19 protein-coding genes and 3 pseudogenes are annotated in these 16,350 nt (G+C 53.8%); 10 read left to right on the forward strand and 12 right to left on the reverse strand.

Going from position 1 to position 16,350, the window contains the following annotated elements; translation table 11 throughout:
* Nucleotide 1 precedes the first annotated feature (1 nt).
* The 4 genes from FEM44_RS15780 to FEM44_RS15795 are packed head-to-tail and all read right to left on the reverse strand — an operon-like array spanning nucleotide 2 to nucleotide 2,241.
* Nucleotides 2-274, reverse strand: a complete 273-nt coding sequence (locus FEM44_RS15780) for a flagellar biosynthetic protein FliQ (RefSeq protein ID WP_135523252.1) — start codon at nucleotides 272-274, stop codon at nucleotides 2-4.
* Between the two features lie 2 nt (nucleotides 275-276).
* Complete coding sequence (gene fliP / locus FEM44_RS15785) at nucleotides 277-1,029, reverse strand: flagellar type III secretion system pore protein FliP (protein WP_098031511.1); 753 nt, start codon at nucleotides 1,027-1,029, stop codon at nucleotides 277-279.
* Entirely contained in the window at nucleotides 1,026-1,397 is a 372-nt protein-coding gene (locus FEM44_RS15790; RefSeq protein WP_135523251.1) for a FliM/FliN family flagellar motor switch protein, read from the reverse strand. The genes fliP and FEM44_RS15790 overlap by 4 nt, the downstream gene beginning before the upstream one ends.
* Nucleotides 1,390-2,241 carry a FliM/FliN family flagellar motor switch protein gene (locus FEM44_RS15795; protein WP_135523250.1) on the reverse strand — a complete coding sequence of 284 codons (852 nt, stop codon included), beginning with the start codon at nucleotides 2,239-2,241 and terminating at the stop codon, nucleotides 1,390-1,392. The genes FEM44_RS15790 and FEM44_RS15795 overlap by 8 nt, the downstream gene beginning before the upstream one ends.
* Before the next feature lie 385 nt (nucleotides 2,242-2,626).
* On the opposite strand from FEM44_RS15795, the gene FEM44_RS15800 reads away from it, so the two are divergent.
* Genes FEM44_RS15800 through FEM44_RS15835 form a run of 8 tightly spaced genes read left to right on the forward strand, consistent with a single transcriptional unit; the run spans nucleotide 2,627 to nucleotide 9,495 of the window.
* Nucleotides 2,627-3,613: a sigma-54 interaction domain-containing protein gene (locus tag FEM44_RS15800; RefSeq protein ID WP_135523249.1), complete on the forward strand. Its 987-nt coding sequence runs from the start codon at nucleotides 2,627-2,629 to the stop codon at nucleotides 3,611-3,613.
* 14 nt (nucleotides 3,614-3,627) lie between these two features.
* The gene (locus FEM44_RS15805; protein ID WP_135523248.1) at nucleotides 3,628-3,969 is read left to right on the forward strand and encodes a flagellar hook-basal body complex protein FliE; all 342 of its coding nucleotides are present in this window, start codon (nucleotides 3,628-3,630) and stop codon (nucleotides 3,967-3,969) included.
* 4 nt (nucleotides 3,970-3,973) lie between these two features.
* Entirely contained in the window at nucleotides 3,974-5,620 is a 1,647-nt protein-coding gene (gene fliF / locus FEM44_RS15810; protein ID WP_135523247.1) for a flagellar basal-body MS-ring/collar protein FliF, read from the forward strand.
* On the forward strand, nucleotides 5,598-6,608 hold the full coding sequence (locus FEM44_RS15815) for a flagellar motor switch protein FliG (RefSeq protein ID WP_135523246.1): 1,011 nt from the start codon (nucleotides 5,598-5,600) through the stop codon (nucleotides 6,606-6,608). The genes fliF and FEM44_RS15815 overlap by 23 nt, the downstream gene beginning before the upstream one ends.
* A gap of 2 nt (nucleotides 6,609-6,610) precedes the next feature.
* Nucleotides 6,611-7,321: a flagellar assembly protein FliH gene (fliH, locus tag FEM44_RS15820; RefSeq protein ID WP_135523245.1), complete on the forward strand. Its 711-nt coding sequence runs from the start codon at nucleotides 6,611-6,613 to the stop codon at nucleotides 7,319-7,321.
* Nucleotides 7,314-8,651: a flagellar protein export ATPase FliI gene (gene fliI, locus FEM44_RS15825; protein ID WP_135523244.1), complete on the forward strand. Its 1,338-nt coding sequence runs from the start codon at nucleotides 7,314-7,316 to the stop codon at nucleotides 8,649-8,651. The genes fliH and fliI overlap by 8 nt, the downstream gene beginning before the upstream one ends.
* 2 nt (nucleotides 8,652-8,653) lie before the next feature.
* On the forward strand, nucleotides 8,654-9,088 hold the full coding sequence (fliJ, locus tag FEM44_RS15830) for a flagellar export protein FliJ (RefSeq protein WP_135523243.1): 435 nt from the start codon (nucleotides 8,654-8,656) through the stop codon (nucleotides 9,086-9,088).
* A gap of 2 nt (nucleotides 9,089-9,090) precedes the next feature.
* A complete protein-coding gene (locus FEM44_RS15835) occupies nucleotides 9,091-9,495 on the forward strand; it encodes an adenylyltransferase/cytidyltransferase family protein (RefSeq protein ID WP_135523242.1) in 405 nt (134 codons plus the stop codon).
* Here the strand turns inward: FEM44_RS15835 and FEM44_RS15840 are convergent.
* Together FEM44_RS15840 and FEM44_RS15845 are read right to left on the reverse strand one after the other, a co-directional pair.
* Nucleotides 9,489-9,617, reverse strand: a pseudogene (locus FEM44_RS15840) (Fic family protein); the annotation flags it as partial. The gene FEM44_RS15835 and the pseudogene FEM44_RS15840 overlap by 7 nt on opposite strands.
* Nucleotides 9,618-9,623: 6 nt before the next feature.
* Nucleotides 9,624-10,106 carry a hypothetical protein gene (locus FEM44_RS15845; protein ID WP_138159079.1) on the reverse strand — a complete coding sequence of 161 codons (483 nt, stop codon included), beginning with the start codon at nucleotides 10,104-10,106 and terminating at the stop codon, nucleotides 9,624-9,626.
* Nucleotides 10,107-10,184: 78 nt separating this feature from the next.
* On the opposite strand from FEM44_RS15845, the pseudogene FEM44_RS15850 reads away from it, so the two are divergent.
* Nucleotides 10,185-10,321 (forward strand): annotated as a pseudogene (locus tag FEM44_RS15850) (IS1 family transposase); the annotation flags it as partial.
* Here the strand turns inward: FEM44_RS15850 and FEM44_RS25605 are convergent.
* The 6 genes and pseudogenes from FEM44_RS25605 to flgA form a co-directional block, all read right to left on the reverse strand.
* Nucleotides 10,316-10,449, reverse strand: a pseudogene (locus FEM44_RS25605) (ISAs1 family transposase); the annotation flags it as partial. The pseudogenes FEM44_RS15850 and FEM44_RS25605 sit on opposite strands and share 6 nt — an antisense overlap.
* Nucleotides 10,450-10,847: 398 nt before the next feature.
* Nucleotides 10,848-13,286 carry a glycosyltransferase gene (locus FEM44_RS15855; RefSeq protein ID WP_135523240.1) on the reverse strand — a complete coding sequence of 813 codons (2,439 nt, stop codon included), beginning with the start codon at nucleotides 13,284-13,286 and terminating at the stop codon, nucleotides 10,848-10,850.
* Nucleotides 13,287-13,334: 48 nt separating this feature from the next.
* Nucleotides 13,335-14,267 (reverse strand): lysine-N-methylase, encoded by a 933-nt coding sequence (locus FEM44_RS15860; RefSeq protein WP_135523239.1) that lies wholly within the window; start codon nucleotides 14,265-14,267, stop codon nucleotides 13,335-13,337.
* Between the two features lie 127 nt (nucleotides 14,268-14,394).
* Entirely contained in the window at nucleotides 14,395-14,823 is a 429-nt protein-coding gene (gene flgN / locus FEM44_RS15865; protein ID WP_135523238.1) for a flagellar protein FlgN, read from the reverse strand.
* A gap of 12 nt (nucleotides 14,824-14,835) precedes the next feature.
* Nucleotides 14,836-15,114 (reverse strand): flagellar biosynthesis anti-sigma factor FlgM, encoded by a 279-nt coding sequence (gene flgM / locus FEM44_RS15870; RefSeq protein ID WP_135523237.1) that lies wholly within the window; start codon nucleotides 15,112-15,114, stop codon nucleotides 14,836-14,838.
* An 80-nt stretch (nucleotides 15,115-15,194) separates the two neighbouring features.
* Complete coding sequence (gene flgA, locus FEM44_RS15875) at nucleotides 15,195-15,932, reverse strand: flagellar basal body P-ring formation chaperone FlgA (protein ID WP_135523236.1); 738 nt, start codon at nucleotides 15,930-15,932, stop codon at nucleotides 15,195-15,197.
* 81 nt (nucleotides 15,933-16,013) lie between these two features.
* Here flgA and FEM44_RS15880 point away from each other — a divergent pair, with 81 nt between their 5' ends.
* On the forward strand, nucleotides 16,014-16,349 hold the full coding sequence (locus tag FEM44_RS15880) for a flagellar basal body protein (protein WP_000512950.1): 336 nt from the start codon (nucleotides 16,014-16,016) through the stop codon (nucleotides 16,347-16,349).
* The last annotated feature ends 1 nt before the right edge of the window (nucleotide 16,350 follow it).

Consider the following 16,350-nt stretch of genomic DNA (forward strand, 5'->3'; position numbering starts at 1 on the left):
CTTAATGAACCAGCAACGCGGCCTGGCTAAACAGGTGAATGCACAGAGCATGCAACTGGATAATCATCCATTTGCCGCACACCCCCAGCACCACCAGCGTGACAATCAACCTTGGCAAAAAGCTCAAAGTCTGTTCGTTAATCTGCGTCACCGCCTGGAACACGCTCACCAGCAGGCCGACCAGCAGGCTTGGCACCACCAGTACCGAAACCAGTAAAATCACCACTTTTATGCCACTGGCGACAATGTCGGCGGCTACGTCTACGGTCAACATAATCAGCCCAGCCCCAGCCCGCGAATGCTGGTGGTAAGCGTGCCGATGGTCAGCGACCAGCCGTCGATCAGTACAAACAGCATCAGCTTAAACGGCAGCGAAACAATCAGCGGCGACAGCATCATCATCCCCATCGCCATCAGAACGCTTGCGACAATCAGGTCGATCACCAGAAACGGGATATAAATCATAAAGCCAATCTGGAAGGCGGTTTTCAGCTCGCTCAACACATAGGCGGGCACCACAATCGTGAGATCCTGGTCAGCGGCATTGCCCTTCGCGCCGCCGATGGTCATGATTTGCGCCATCGCTTTTTTGTCGGTCTGCGCCAGCATAAAGCGTTTGAGCGGTGTAGCGGCGGTACTTAGCGCATCGGTCAGGGTAATCTGATCGTTTTCGAACGGCACCACCGCGTGGTCGTAAATATTGAGCCAGATCGGGCGCATCACCAGCATGGTGAGTGAGAGCGCAATGCCAATCAGAATGCGGTTTGGCGGTGTTTGCTGCAGCCCCAGCGCCTGGCGCAGCAGTGACAGCACGATAATAAAGCGCGTAAAGCAGGTCATCATCAGCACCATTGTCGGCAGCAAACCGACGAGGGTCATCAGAATCAGTACCTGAATTTTGACGCTGTACTCCTGAGTGTTGCCGTGAGTGACCACGTTAAGCAGCGCAATATCACCGCCCTGGGCGATTGCCAGCGGCGCGAGCGCCAGCAGCCCAAGGCCCAGCGTCAGTTGAGTGCGGCGTTTCATGGCGCCAGTTCGTTGATGTCGCGGGTGTTGAACTCCAGCACGCGCAGGCCGTACTTTTCGTTGACCACCACCACTTCCGCTTTGCCCAGCAGGATATTGTTCACTTTAATATCCAGCGGCTCTCCGGCGAGTTTATCCAGCTCAATCACCGTGTCGTCGTCGATGTTAAGCAGGTCGGCTAACATAATTTCCACCGACGACACTTCCAGCGTTAAGGTCACCGGAATGCGTTTCAGCAGCGTCATCGAGTCGGAAAAGCGGTCTTCCTGGCGGGTGACCCGCGTTGCGGTATCGGCGGATTTCACCGCAGGCGCAACGTCATCGGTCAGGCCAAAATCCTCAGCTAAAATATCTTCTTGCTTACTCATGGCTATTCTCATTCTTGCCCGCCAGCTCCGACAAAAACAGTTTGTCTTTGTCTTCCACAATCAGGGCGCTAAATAATTCAGATTGCCCAATCGCCACCGGGAACGTTTCTCCCAGCGAAATGGGTAAAATATCCCCGGCTTTTATTTGTGCCAGATCGGCGACATTCAGCGACAGCTCGGCGATTTTGACGTTCAGGGTCAGCGGCAGGGATCGGATGATCTCTTTAATCAGTGCCGGTTTATTGACCGATTTCGCCACCTGCTGCGGTTTACTGTGCTCGCTATGGCGAATCAGATTTAAAATAAAATCGGTGTGGGCATCGTCGAGCAAAATACGGAAACTGCTCTCTTCATCGCCCGCAAGGGTAAAGGTTAATTGATACGCCCAGTGGGTAATCACCGTGCTGCTATCCAGTTTTAATTTCAGCGCGATACCGGAGGTTTGCAGATTAAATATCTGCGTGCAGATATCCAGCGCGAGTCGGTTTTTTAATCGTGTTTCAGTTTTGGTCGGTAGTCCATGATGCGATTTCGTTTCTTCAAGAGATGATTCCAGACCATAAAAATTGCCCAGCAGCATTAACAGCAAGGAGCGATCAATATCAAACGCCAGATGCCCGACCTGGGAAACCATCAGTTCGGCGTTTTTATTAATAATATCCATTTCGCAGCCAATCTTTTTTAAGGTGATATTGCTGCGATGCTTTTTGAGAAAGTAGCTACCCAGATGTGAATCAATAACATCAAAATTCCCTGTAAACAGGGTCGGCAGGCGATGGTAGGGGCGTCCGAGCCGATTACCTTCTAATTTAAAGATGCCTGGCGTTTTACTGTACTTCAGCATGGCTTACTTTCTCTGCTGTAATGGTATGGGCGTTTTTGTGCACACAAATCCGGCAGTGACACAGGTGAGGTATTAAATAGAGGGGGCGTGAAAGGGGCAAATTATTAATAGGGTGAAAAAATAATTAAATTATTAATGGGTGATATGTCGGCCACTGTCATAAAACATTGCACGAACTGTAGGCCTGATAAGACGCGCAGCGTCGCATCAGGCATCGGCGCACAATTGCCGGATGCGGCGTAAACGCCTTATCCGGCCTACGGTTCTAACTTATTGTTAAATATAAAATAATATTTTTATTATCGTTTAATTCAAACTTGTTAATCCTGTCGGTGATACGCTTAAGAACATCCTGATTAATGTCGCTACTTATATCGTTCACCCTATGTCTGAACTTATTGCATCTGCCGCCTCCAGCATTAACGCTTTTACTCTGGCAAAGCGTGTCGCCGCCTTTAACGTGCCGGTCCTGATTCAGGGCGAAACCGGCGCGGGGAAAGAGTGCGTGGCGAAATATATTCACACCGTGGCCTTCGGTGAAAATGATAACGCGCCCTATATCGGCGTGAACTGCGCGGCTATCCCGGAAAATATGCTGGAATCCACCTTATTTGGCTACGACAAAGGCGCATTTACCGGCGCAATTGCCAGCGTGCCAGGAAAAATGGAACTGGCAAATAATGGCACCTTATTGCTCGATGAAATTGGTGAAATGCCGCTGGCGCTACAGGCCAAAATATTACGCGTATTGCAGGAGCAGCAGGTTGAGCGATTAGGCAGTAATAGGCAAATTAAACTTAATTTTCGCCTGATTGCCTGCACCAATAAAAACCTTGAGCAGGAAGTTGCCGCCGGACGTTTTCGTGAAGATCTCTATTATCGTCTGGCGGTTATTCCTATTACCATGCCGCCGCTGCGTGAACGTCTGAACGATATTATTCCGCTGGCAGAGTCATTTATTAAAAAATACGCCACGGTGCTGGTGAAAAATATCACCCTGTCGGAGTCCACCCGCCGTGCGCTGCTGAATTACCGCTGGCCCGGTAACGTTCGTCAACTGGAAAACGCCATTCAGCGGGGAATGATTTTAAATCGCGACGGCGTGATTTTCCCGGACGCACTAGGTCTGCCAGAAACCGACGTTGCCGACCGCAGCGAACTGCAATGGCCTGTTCAGCCCGCCGTCCACATTGCCGAAACCAGTGATTTAGGCCAGCACGGACGAAGCGCGCAATATCAATATATCGCCGACCTGATGCGTAAATATCAGGGCAACCGCAGCAAAATCGCCGACCTGTTAGGTATTACCCCGCGCGCATTGCGCTATCGACTGGCCTCTATGCGTAAGCACGGTATCGAAGTTTTCTCCTGACCCGGAAGTTAAAAATGAGCATTACTAATATCAACAGCACCATGCAGGCGCAAATCATGCAGGATGTGCAGCGGATGCAGGCCAACGCCCAGGCACCGGTGCTGCCCGCCATGACCTTCAGTTCCACTGACCCGGACGTTTCGTTTAACCGCATCATGTCCGGCGCGCTCGGTCATGTAGACCAGTTCCAGCAGGTGGCAGAGCAGCAGCAAACCGCTGTCGACACGGGCAAAAGCGATGACCTGGCAGGCGCGATGATCGCCAGCCAGCAGGCGTCGCTCTCTTTTTCCGCGCTGGTGCAGGTGCGCAACAAAATTGCCACCGGATTTAACGATCTGATGAGTTTGTCGATCTAACCCTATGAATGCACAAATAAAGAAGTTAACCCAGGCGTTTCCGGCGTTTCGACTGCGTCTCGCAGATAACAAACGCTGGGCGTTGATGGCGGGCGCGGGGCTTGCCGTTGCGGCGACGGCGATTATCGTCAGTGTGCTGTGGACCAGCAATCGCGGTTATGTCTCGCTCTACGGACGCCAGGAAAATCTGCCCGTGTCGCAGATTGTCACCGTGCTGGACGGCGAAAAGCTCACCTACCGCATTGACCCGCAGAGCGGGCAGATTCTGGTGCCGGAAGACGAACTGTCGAAAACGCGCATGACCCTTGCCGCCAAAGGCGTGCAGGCGATATTGCCCAGCGGCTACGAGCTGATGGACAAAGACGAAGTGCTCGGCAGCAGCCAGTTCGTGCAGAACGTGCGCTATAAACGCAGCCTCGAAGGGGAGCTGGCGCAGAGCATCATGTCGCTGGACGCGGTGGAGAGCGCACGGGTGCATCTGGCGCTCAACGAAGAGAGCTCTTTTGTGGTCAGCGATGAGCCGCAAAACAGCGCCTCGGTGGTGGTGCGTCTGCATTACGGCGCGAAGCTGAATATGGACCAGGTTAACGCCATTGTGCATCTGGTTTCCGGCAGTATTCCGGGGCTGCACGCCAGCAAAGTTAGCGTCGTCGATCAGGCAGGAAATCTGCTGACCGACGGCATTGGTGCGGGCGAAGTGGTTTCTGCCGCTACCCGTAAACGCGATCAGATCCTCAAAGATATTCAGGACAAAACCCGCGCCAGCGTGGCGAACGTGCTGGATTCGCTGGTCGGTACGGGGAATTACCGCGTCAGCGTGATGCCGGATCTCGATCTCAGCACCATCGACGAAACTCAGGAACACTACGGCGACGCACCGAAAATCAACCGCGAAGAGAGCGTGCTGGACAGCGACAACAATCAGGTAGCGATGGGCGTGCCTGGTTCGCTCAGCAACCGTCCGCCGGTTGCGGCGAATCAGATGACCAACGGTACGGAAGAAAACCGCTCGCCGGAAGCGTTATCCAAACACAGCGAAAGCAAACGCGATTACTCTTACGACCGCAGCGTCCAGCATATTCAGCATCCCGGCTTTGCGGTGAAACGCCTCAACGTGGCGGTGGTGCTCAATCAAAACGCCCCGGCGTTGAAAAACTGGAAGCCGGAGCAGACCGCACAGCTTACCGCGCTGCTGAACAATGCCGCCGGTATCGACGCTCAGCGCGGCGACAACCTGACGCTTTCACTGCTCAACTTTGTGCCGCAGGCGGTGCCGGTCGAACCGGTGATCCCGCTGTGGAAAGATGACAGCGTGCTGGCGTGGGTGCGGCTGATTGGCTGCGGCCTGCTGGCGCTGTTGTTGCTGTTCTTCGTGGTGCGCCCGGTAATGAAACGACTGACGGCGGTACGTGCGCCGGTTATCACACCAGAACCGGAAGCCGTCAGCGAACCGTGGATTGCCACGCCGGAAGAGGAGCGCAAAAACGTCGACCTGCCGTCGCTGCCCGGCGATGACAGCCTGCCGTCCCAGAGTTCCGGCCTCGAAGTAAAACTCGAGTTCCTGCAAAAACTGGCCATGAGCGACACCGATCGCGTTGCCGAAGTTCTCAGACAATGGATTACCAGCAATGAGCGAATTGACAACAAATAAGAGCAACAGCTATCTGGAACAGGCGGCGATCCTGCTGCTGTGTCTGGGCGAAGAAGCGGCGGCGACGGTGATGCAAAAACTCAGCCGCGAAGAAGTGGTGCGCCTGAGCGAAAACATGGCGCGGCTTTCCGGCGTTAAAACCAGCATGGCGCGCAAAGTGATCAACAACTTCTTTGATGAGTTCCGCGAACAGAGCGGGATCAACGGCGCATCGCGCTCCATGTTGCAGGGCATTCTTAACAAAGCCCTCGGCACCGAGATTGCCAGCAGCGTGATCAACGGTATCTACGGCGATGAGATCCGCTCGCGGATGGCGCGCCTGCAATGGGTGGAACCGCGTCAACTTGCCATGCTGATCTCCGAAGAACATCTGCAATTGCAGGCGGTGTTCCTCGCGTTTCTGACGCCGGAAATCTCGGCGGCGGTGCTTTCATATCTCAACGAATCGGTACAAAACGAAATTCTCTATCGGGTGGCGAAGCTCAACGACGTCAACCGCGACGTGGTGGATGAACTGGACAGGCTGATCGAACGTGGCCTGTCGGTGCTTTCAGAACACGGCTCGAAGGTGAAAGGCATCAAACAGGCGGCGGATATCGTCAACCGCTTCCAGGGCAACCAGCAGGTGATCCTCGACCAGATGCGCGAGCGTGACGAAAACGTGCTGGAGCAGCTCCAGGATGAGATGTATGACTTCTTTATCCTCAGCCGCCAGAACGAAGAGGTGCGCCGACGCCTGCTCGACGAAGTGCCGATGGAAGACTGGGCGGTGGCGCTGAAAGGCACCGAAGCCCTGCTGCGCCGCTCCATTTACGCAGTAATGCCAAAACGTCAGGTGCAGCAACTGGAAGCGATCACCGCGCGCCTGGGGCCGGTACCGGTCAGCCGTATCGAACAGATCCGCCGCGAAATCATGGGCATCGCCCGTGAACTGGAAGAGGCTGGAGAGTTTCAGCTACAGCTCTTTGCGGAACAGACGGCGGAGTAACCATGACCATTGAAACACTGCGTGGGCGCTATCGTTTACACCGTTTTTCGCCGCGCCAGCGGCCTATGGCGAGTGAACCTCTGACCGCAGGGCTCAGCACCGCCGACTACCAGCGTCAGCTAAAAGACGGTTTTCAGGAAGGGCTGCAAAAAGGCTTTGAGCAGGGGATGACCGAAGGCATCGACCAGGGATTTCTTGAAGGTCATCAAAAAGGGTTTGAAGATGGTCGACGCCAGGGCTACACCGAAGGCAGCCTCGCCGGGCAGCAGGAAGGGCGCAAACAGTTTGTGGATGCGGCGCAGCCGCTGGAAGCCATCAGCGGAAAAGTGAACGACTTCCTCGCCCATATCGAACGCAAACAGCGAGAAGATTTGCTGCAACTGGTGGAAAAAGTCACCCGCCAGGTGATCCGCTGCGAACTGGCGCTGCAACCCACGCAGTTACTGGCGCTGGTGGAAGAGGCGCTGGCGGCCTTCCCGGCAATGCCAGAAACCCTGCAAGTGATGCTGAGTACGGAAGAGTTTAACCGCCTGCGCGACGCGGTGCCGGAAAAGGTCAGCGAATGGGGGCTGACGCCTTCGCCGGATCTGCCGCCGGGTGAATGCCGGGTGATCACCGATAAATCCGAACTGGATATCGGCTGCGAGCATCGCCTTGAACAATGCATGACTGCACTAAAAGAGACCCTAACGCCGGAGTCGCAGGGTGAGTGATTTTTCTGCTTTCGATAACGCCCTGCGATCGCTGGAATCTATCCCATTAGCCCGCGTTGCCGGGCGGTTGGTGCGCCTTAACGGCATCCTGCTGGAGAGCGTCGGTTGCCCGCTAATGACCGGGCAACTGTGCCGTATCGAAAGCGCCAACCACACGCTGATCGACGCGCAGGCCGTGGGCTTTAATCGTGATATCACCTACTTAATGCCGTTTAAACAGCCTGTCGGCCTGATGGCGGGCGCACGCGTCTTCCCGGAAGAAAAAGCCCACGACATCCTGATTGGCGAAAGCTGGTTAGGCCGCGTGGTGAATGGCCTCGGCGAGCCGCTGGATGGCAAAGGCCGCCTGAACGGCAGCGATCTTCTGCCGCCGCTGCCGCCCTCGGTTAATCCCTTAACCCGCCGTTCAGTGGACGAGCCGTTAGACGTGGGCGTGAAAGCGATCAACGGCCTGCTGACCATCGGCAAAGGCCAGCGTGTCGGGCTGATGGCGGGCAGCGGCGTGGGGAAAAGCGTACTGCTGGGGATGATCACTCGCCAGACTAAAGCCGATATTGTGGTGGTCGGGCTGATTGGCGAGCGCGGGCGCGAAGTGAAAGAGTTTATCGACCATTCATTGGGCGCGGATGGACTGGCGAAGTCCATCGTCGTAGTCGCGCCTGCCGATGAATCGCCGCTGATGCGCCTGAAAGCCACCGAACTGTGCCACTCCATCGCCGCCTGGTTTCGCGACCGTGGGCATCACGTTTTACTGCTGGTGGATTCCCTGACCCGCTACGCGATGGCACAGCGAGAAATCGCCCTCTCACTCGGTGAACCGCCCGCCACCAAAGGCTATCCGCCATCGGCATTCGGCATGATCCCCAAACTGGTAGAGAGCGCAGGCAACAGCGAAAGCGCGGGATCGATGACCGCCATCTACACCGTGCTGGCGGAAGGCGACGACCAGCAAGATCCGATTGTCGACTGCGCCCGCGCAGTGCTGGATGGGCATATCGTGTTAACCCGCAAGCTGGCGGAAGCGGGGCACTATCCGGCCATTGATATCGGCCAGTCGATCAGCCGCTGCATGAACCAGGTCACCCGCCCGGAACATCAGCAATCCGCCCGCGCGTTAAAGCAAAACTACGCCGCCTATATGGAGATCAAACCTTTGATCCCGCTCGGCGGCTACGTGGCCGGTGCGGACGCCAGCGTCGACAAAGCGGTGAAAATGTTCCCCGTAATCGAGCGATTTTTGCGTCAGGAGATGCGCGAACCCGCCTCTCTTGAACTGGTGCAAAGCCGCCTGCAAATTCTCTTTCCTGGCGTCAAAAAGGCAGAACAGTAACTATGCGACAAATCATCGACACCCTGGCGCAGTTGCAGCGCCTGCGGGATAAATCGGTCAAAGACAAAACCGTCGAACTGGCAAAGCAAAAACAGATTTGTGCGGGCTATGATAACAATATCAAAGCGTTAGGCTATCTGGTGGAGAAAACCTCTGCGGGCGCGGCGGCGTCGGTGGAATCGCTGAAAAACGTCAGCGGCTACAAGGGAACCCTGCGCAAGGTGATCGCCTGGCAGGAGCAGGAAAAAACGCTGGCCAACATCAAAGCCACGCGAATGCAGAAGAACCTGACGGCGGCGGCGTGCGAAGAGAAAGTGGTGGCTTTGACGCTGGACGACAAACGCCGCGAGCAGCAGGAAATCGCCACGGCGAAAGCGCAAAAAGCGGTGGACGATATTGCGGTGCAGTGCTGGCTACGGCACAAATTAGCGGAGTAGCCATGAAAACGGTCATCACCTTCGGCACCTTCGATGTGTTTCATATCGGTCATCTGCGCCTTTTACAACGCGCCCGCACGCTGGGCGAGCGGCTGCTGGTCGGCGTATCGTCCGACGCCTTAAATATCGCCAAAAAGGGCAGGGCGCCGGTTTACCATCAGGATGACCGCATGGCGATTATCGCCGGGCTGGCGTGCGTGGATGGCGTATTTCTGGAAGAATCGCTGGAGCAGAAAGCGGAGTATTTGCGGGGGTACAGTGCGGATATTTTGGTGATGGGCGATGACTGGGCCGGGAAGTTTGATAGCTTCGCGTATATTTGTGAGGTAGTGTATTTCACCCGCACGCCGTCGGTGTCGACGACGGGGATTATTGAGGTGATTAGGGGTAAATCAGCCATCTACTGATTTAATTCCCGCAGTAGTCTGGTATTGAGATACAGTTTTTCCCGGCCTACGCTCATCTCCTCCAGTACGCCCGCTTCCGTCAATTGCTTAAGATAAGATGACGCCGTCTGCCGTTTGGCTATGTTACATTATATTTTGATGCCAAGATTCCTTTCATTATATATTGTTGGTGTTATAAATTTAATAATGAATATCTTGTCTTTAATGTCCATAAAAACAACTATTAACAAAGAATCATGAAAAAAAATCACAGTCCTTTTATCAGGCAGCGCAACTTTATTATCTTTAATGCTTTTTCCCAACTTCTTCTCTAAATCATCAAGACTATCTTTGAAAGTAAGCCCATAGGGTAACCCTCCCTCATTACCTGAATGAACTTCAAGATATGAAAAAATATACTGTCCCTCAGATCTTGCCGGTAATAAAGAGTCATGTTCGAATACTTCCCGCTCTTCAAATGAAAGCACAACATCTTTTGATGATGTTCTTAAATGCTCAGCACCACCAACACCCTGAGGACGTTTTTTTATCCCATTACTCAGTAAAAAGTTATCTAATTCAGGGGAAGCTGAGGAATATCTCAAGAAACCAATGCATTTAATAATATCCATTATACTCTCCTGTAAATATATAGGTGAAGCCTTTAATTAGTTGAATTGGTGTATAATCCGCGTTATTGAAGTTCTTCCGTGGTCTCGGCTATTGTTCAATGCCCCAGCTGTCAGTCTGCTCAGATTTATCGTCATGGGCGGAACCCTGTCGGGATCGGTTTCGCTGCCGTGATTGTCATCGTGTCTTTCTGCTTACCTACCGGGCAAGATTACGATAGCCCAGTTCCCGCATGGATTGACGCGAGTTAGTCTCCGTCGATTGCTGCTTTCTCATTTTACGTCTTAACCCTACCTTGAATACCTTATCATTCGTCAAGATATTAATATCGATATGACTTATCCCTAAAATAATTCAGCAAAATAAGTTTCCTAAATTCATTGTTGCAGCAACGCTATAGCCCTACAGTTCCATCTTACGCGGGTGTGTAGTCCGCGAAGAGCCACGTCCACTTCGCGTGCGGTGCATTTTGCTGCCAATACATATAAAAAAGAATAGTTATAGAAGGAAGAAGGGCACTTTTCGGAATCCATAAAGACAACTCTCACAGTGATCAAAAATGTGCAACTTTTACCGATTAGCCAGCCATAAAGAGATGTGTTTGAAATCAGAGGGTAGATAAGTGCGCTGTTCTTGCCGGATGCGGCGTAAACGCCTTATCCGGCCTACAAATCCTCACAAATTCACTATATTGCAGGGGCGCGTAGGCCTGATAAGCGAAGCGCATCAGGCACTTCTGCGGTTTACCCCAGCGCCTCCACAATCACCATCGCCGCCCGTTCTCCCGCCTTGCCATCCATAAACGCATCGCAATAGTGATGACGAATCTCCGTAAGCCTCGCCTGCACCGCATCCCAGTCAAACGCCTCTGACAGCAAGTAACGGAGTTCCGCAACATCATGGGCCACCGGCAATATTTCGCGAATTTGCTGGTCGGCGCTTTCGGGCGTGGAGTAGCTTTTCTCGCCGTCGAGCAGTTCCGTCATGCCCGGAAAGTCGAGCAGGATCACCCGCTTATCAACGTGGATAGCATCGAAAATAAAACCGCTGTTATCGGTGAGCACGTAATCGGCCTTTGCCAGTAGCGCCAGCGTGTGACGGGCGGAGTCGGTGCGCTGTTTTAAATGTCTGCGCGCCAGTGCCAGCGACGCCGCTTCTTCCGGGCGCGCGCAGGTGCCGTGGTGCAGTTTGCAAATCAGGTTCACATCACCGCTTAAGCGCCCCAATTTTTCTGCCCAGTGGGGCAGGGAGCTTAATGCGCCAAACGTGGGGGCGTAGAGCACCGTAGTTTTACGAAAATCGGGTTGGATATTTTCCGGCAACGAACGATCGAACGTGCCGTTATGCCAGGCGTCGAAGCGCGGGTTGCCAACCACTTTTGCATTGCCGAAATGTTCCAGCGCCTGCTGGCTGTAGTGGCTGTAACACAAAATGCGCTGATAAAAACGGTTCCAGTCCGCGTGGTTCCACGTCTCTTTGGCTAAGCCGTACATAGCGCGGACGTTCACCGCTGCCAGGCCATTGAGCGCGGGCGTGTGGTAGGGGCTGACCAGGCATTTTACCCGCTGACCATGCGCTTGCATTTCAGATAAGCGCATACCTTTAAGCTGCGGATCGTCGATGCTTTTTAGCGTTGCTAGCATTTCATCAAGAAACGGTTTAAACACGCGGTCGTTAATCACCAGCGTGCAGCTCTGCCCCTGCGCCTGAAGGGCGGTGATGATGGGGCGGTAGAGCGCGTAATGGAAGGAGGTTTCCATAAAAAAGCCGATGGTGTCGGCGATGGGTAACGCGGATGGTTTTGTGGCTACGGGTAACTTATTGAAATAGTGAATAATGTTGTCGGTCGTTTTTTGCTCAATATCACTAAAGCCCGGTCGCTGGTAACAAAGGCTCGGATAACAGGCCAGCCATTTGTCGGCGCTTAGTAGCGGCTGCCAGCAGGTTTCCAGCGAGTGCTCATCGTTGCTCATCTGCTGCGCCAGTTGCGGGTAGTAGCGGCTGTTCACCAGATAAGCGCACACTTTGCGGCAGTCCCGCGCGTGTACCAGCCCCGGCAAACTTTTTAGCATCGTTCCTTGCGAAATTTCGCCGCCGAGGATCATCACCTGCCAGGGAATTTTCGCCAGGCTCGCGAGCAGCCTGTTCAGTACCTGAATATGTTTCTCCTGCTTGAGAATAACCGCGTCATCTTCCAGCAGCAGATAGTTTTGCCAGCCGTGCTGTTGCGCCAGGCGTAGCGCCTGCAAGTGTGACAGGCGGCGGCCCCGTTGACCGTTTTCATCTTCACAGGCGGCAAGGCGGGTGATCTTCTCAGGTGGAATATGCAGCAGTGCCAGTTCTTCACGGATCTGCCGTAAGCGATCCGGGCGTTTATCCAGATTCAGCAGAACGATCTGATCGACAGCCTGATGGTTGATCGCCTGGTGATGGGTGGCGTTATGCAGACTCAGATAAGCATTGCGGAGCAGCGGATCGCGGACGACATCCGCAAGCGCCGCGTTTACTGGCGTGCTGGCCCCGAGAATAAAGTCTTTATCAAAGGTGTTGTGGCTGTGCGAGATACACAGAATGGTGCGTTCGCCGGGCAGTTGTAGCGGGTTAACGCTGAAATTATCGGTGAAACTTTTCTCTTCACCTAAATTGCAATCGTCATCGTAGCGGTGTTTTTTCAGGTAGTTACGGTGATAACAAAAGGTGCCGTTGAGGATGTTACGCGGGCCAAAACTGCGGCTTTGAAAGATGCGGTTGATGTGGCTGTACCAGATAGGGATCTGGTCAGAACCGGAGATGAGCGCCCGGTGTTTTTGCATCATGGCGATGGTGTACGAGATTTTATCTGCCGGGTAGTAGTCGTCGTCATCCATGCAGAGGATGTATTCGCCGCGCGCCAGTTCGTTGAGCATATTACGTTTTTTGCCCAGCGGCAGTTTTTCCGGGTGATGGATGTAGCGGATATTGAAGGACTCCGGCTTGCCATTGGTCAGGCGGTTGATGATGTGCTGGTGGCTTTGCGGAGAGTCGTCGAGGATGACCAGTTCGCGGCGGTCTGCCGGGTAATCCTGATAGCGGTACATATAAAGTAGGTACGGCAGAAATGCGCTGCGGTTCCAGGTTGGCGTGACGACGCTGACGAACGGTTTTTCGCGGTGGGTGGCGAGTGTTTTGATGATGGTTTGCATGATATGTTTACGAAGTAGATAAGGCCGGGAAAATCCGGCCTGAAAGCGTTAGCAAGGTAGCAGCGAAAACGCATAAAGCAGCGGCTCCGCAAAACATTCAGCCTGAATTTGTTGGCGAATCAGCAGCGCATTTTCACTCTCTCGCCAGCGTTCAAACACCGCGAAGAGGGCGAAAATATCCTCCTGTCGTAGCGGTGAATCATCCAGCGTCCACAAACTGATTAACGTGCGGATGAGATAAAAATCACATACCAGCAGGAAATAATCCGCCCCGTCAGCCTGGCCAATCACATCGTGGTAAATCCGGTAAATCAGCCAGTTGCGCATCATCCACGGCGCGGCGGCAAAATGCTGTTGCCAGGTGGTTTGCCACTGCGCCTGAAGCTGCTGTTGTAACAGGGCTTCGCTGTTGGCGTCATGCAGCGTCAGCAAAGTTACCTGCAACGGCAGCGAGGCTTTGCGCGGGCTTTCCGGCAGAATCGACCAGTCAAACGCAAAACTTCCGAGCAGCGTCACCAGTTGGCGCGCCAGTTGTGGCACAGGCGGTAGCTGGGCGAACTGTGCCTGTAGCGTGCCTTTTTTCGCATGATCGGCCAGCGCCTGTGGCAGCGTTGTCAGTCGGGCAAGAGTATCGCCATCCCTGCCTGGCATTTTACTGGCGCGGGAGAGCAGGATACCGACGGCATACAGTGAAAGCTCTGGTGTTAAACCGGGTAGCGTAAGGGTGCTCAAAATCACCTGGTTTACTATCGCATCGCGCGCAGAGAGTTCCGCGGTATTTTCTTCCACAGGGCGGTAGGTGAGCTGTAAATCAAAGGCCCTGGCATCGTTGAGCACCGCTTCGCAGCTTTCTGGCTCTGTCAGCATCAGGCTCTGACGAATCTCATTCTTCCAGACCTTGCGGACGTATAAAGGTGAACCGGGATGCTGCGCCAAAAAATTGCGCACATATTCCGGTTCGTAACATTCAATAAAACTCATAGGTGGCTTCCAGTCTTTATTACTTTGCGGAATCTGCAATAAGCGTGCCGGGATTTTTTATAATCAAAAACAAAGGATTGAGAATCAGGCGGAAAATCCGTTTCCGCGATGGGGGAAGGAATTGTCGTTATTCCTGATAGAGGAAATCCGCTTCGCTGCCTAAAAAAGCCTGAATAAATTCATACTGGCGAATCAACAGCTCGCCGTTTTTATCGTTGTAGGCTTTGCAGCGTTCCGCTTTTTGCTCAAGACGTTGCCACAACTGTTGTGCTGCCGTTTTTTGTACCGCCGGAAGCCAGGCGAAAACCTGCGCCAGACCGTCACGATTTACGCTAACGTTGAGCATTTTCAGCAGGCTGTGCCGTTGATGGCTATGTCCATGCAACTGCTCATAGTGATGTGTTATCTCCTCGTTTACTGCCAGCAGCTCCTCGCTGGCGCGGCGAATCATGCAGATCCGCTGGCGCTGGAGACGTTCGCGCAGGGAATCATACATCACGTCGTCGTCACGAATTCCCTGCAGCAGCGCCTTCACCTGTTGTAACCGGATACTCACTTCATCGGCCTCTTATTTCTGGAAAAAACTCAGCATGTCGCTGGCTAACTGTTCGGTGTCCACTTGCAGGCTACCGGAGGCCAGCATCGCCTGCATTTGCGCGACTTTGTCGCTGTCGATATCGCTCTCTTGCTGGTCGTTCAGTGTTTGCTGGGCGGACTGTAATCCCGACTGAGTAATGTCGTCGGCGCTCAGCGTGGTGGTGGTGGCCGCCGTGGTTTTGCGCGACTGGCTGGAGCCTGCCGTTGTGGCTGTCGGGCGATTGCCTGGCATAGTCGGGGTGATTTTCATCGCAACCTCGTCTCTGTTTGAAGGTGTGTTACTCCGGTAAAGCGGTTAACAGGCGGCAAAACTTTAATCGCCTGCGCAAATTACTCCGCGCTTACCGTCGTCACCACGCCGCTTTCTGCCACCATTGCGCTGATGACTCGCTGACTGCTGGCATTACGCACTTTCACCATCTCGCCCTTACGACCATTTTTCAGCGCCACGCCGGGCATCGAGGCGGTGATCCCCGCGCTCTGGTAAACAATCATCACCGGCTGATCGCGCTCGACCAGTACCGGCGACACCAGTTCTTCTTTGGTGATGGGCTTACCCGGTTGCAACGCGTGTTTACTGCTCAAACCAATTGCGTCATCAAGATCCATCAACACATCCCGCCGCTGGGCGCTGACGTTGTAGGGCTTCAACTCCACATCATTTGCCGTAAGCGGCGTATCGCGGGCAATCACTGACTTTGCCATCACCACCGGCACCCGCACATCCGGGCGCACCGCCACGTTCATCTGCCAGCTTTGCGGGCAACTGACGCTGAAGTTCATCCGGTTGAGGGCGATGTCCGCAGGCGACGTCAGCGTGACGGCGGGTGTAGTCGCACAGGGTGCAGCGGTCGCAATCTGCGAGGGAATGTAGACGTTAAAGGTGTAGCGATAGTCATGCCACTGCCGCTGTTGTGCCAGCGATTCAATCTGCTGGCTGGCGGTGCTGAGCGCCTGGGCGTTGACTTGTTCCCGCGCGCTATGTTGCACGGGATGGACGGCGGCGTAGCCCGGTAAGGCCAGCGCCAGGAGGAAGAACATCTTCCGCTTGCAAAATTGAATACTCATAAACCCTTTCTCTTCAGTCACTTAAAAAATGGCACGGCAATTGCTTAGCGTATGCGGATTGAAGCAGGAGTGACGCAAGAAATGGGGATCAGTTTTCAACAAGCATTGGGAGTGCATCCGCAGGCAGTGAAGTTACGTCTTGAGAGGACCGAGCTACTGACTGCGAATCTGGCGAATGTCGATACGCCAAATTTCAAGGCTAAAGATATTGATTTTGCCAGGGAGATGCAACGGGCAAATAACGCGGCGGTGGATGTGCAGTACCGCGTGCCGATGCAGCCGTCGGAAGATGGTAACACCGTGGAACTGAACAGCGAACAGGCGCGGTTTTCACAAAATAGTATGGATTATCAAAGCAGTCTGACCTTTCTGAATCTGCAAATCAGCGGTATCAGAGAGGCCATTGAAGGGAAATAAG

The organism is Escherichia sp. E4742, assembly GCF_005843885.1.
In the GTDB taxonomy this organism is placed as follows: domain Bacteria; phylum Pseudomonadota; class Gammaproteobacteria; order Enterobacterales; family Enterobacteriaceae; genus Escherichia.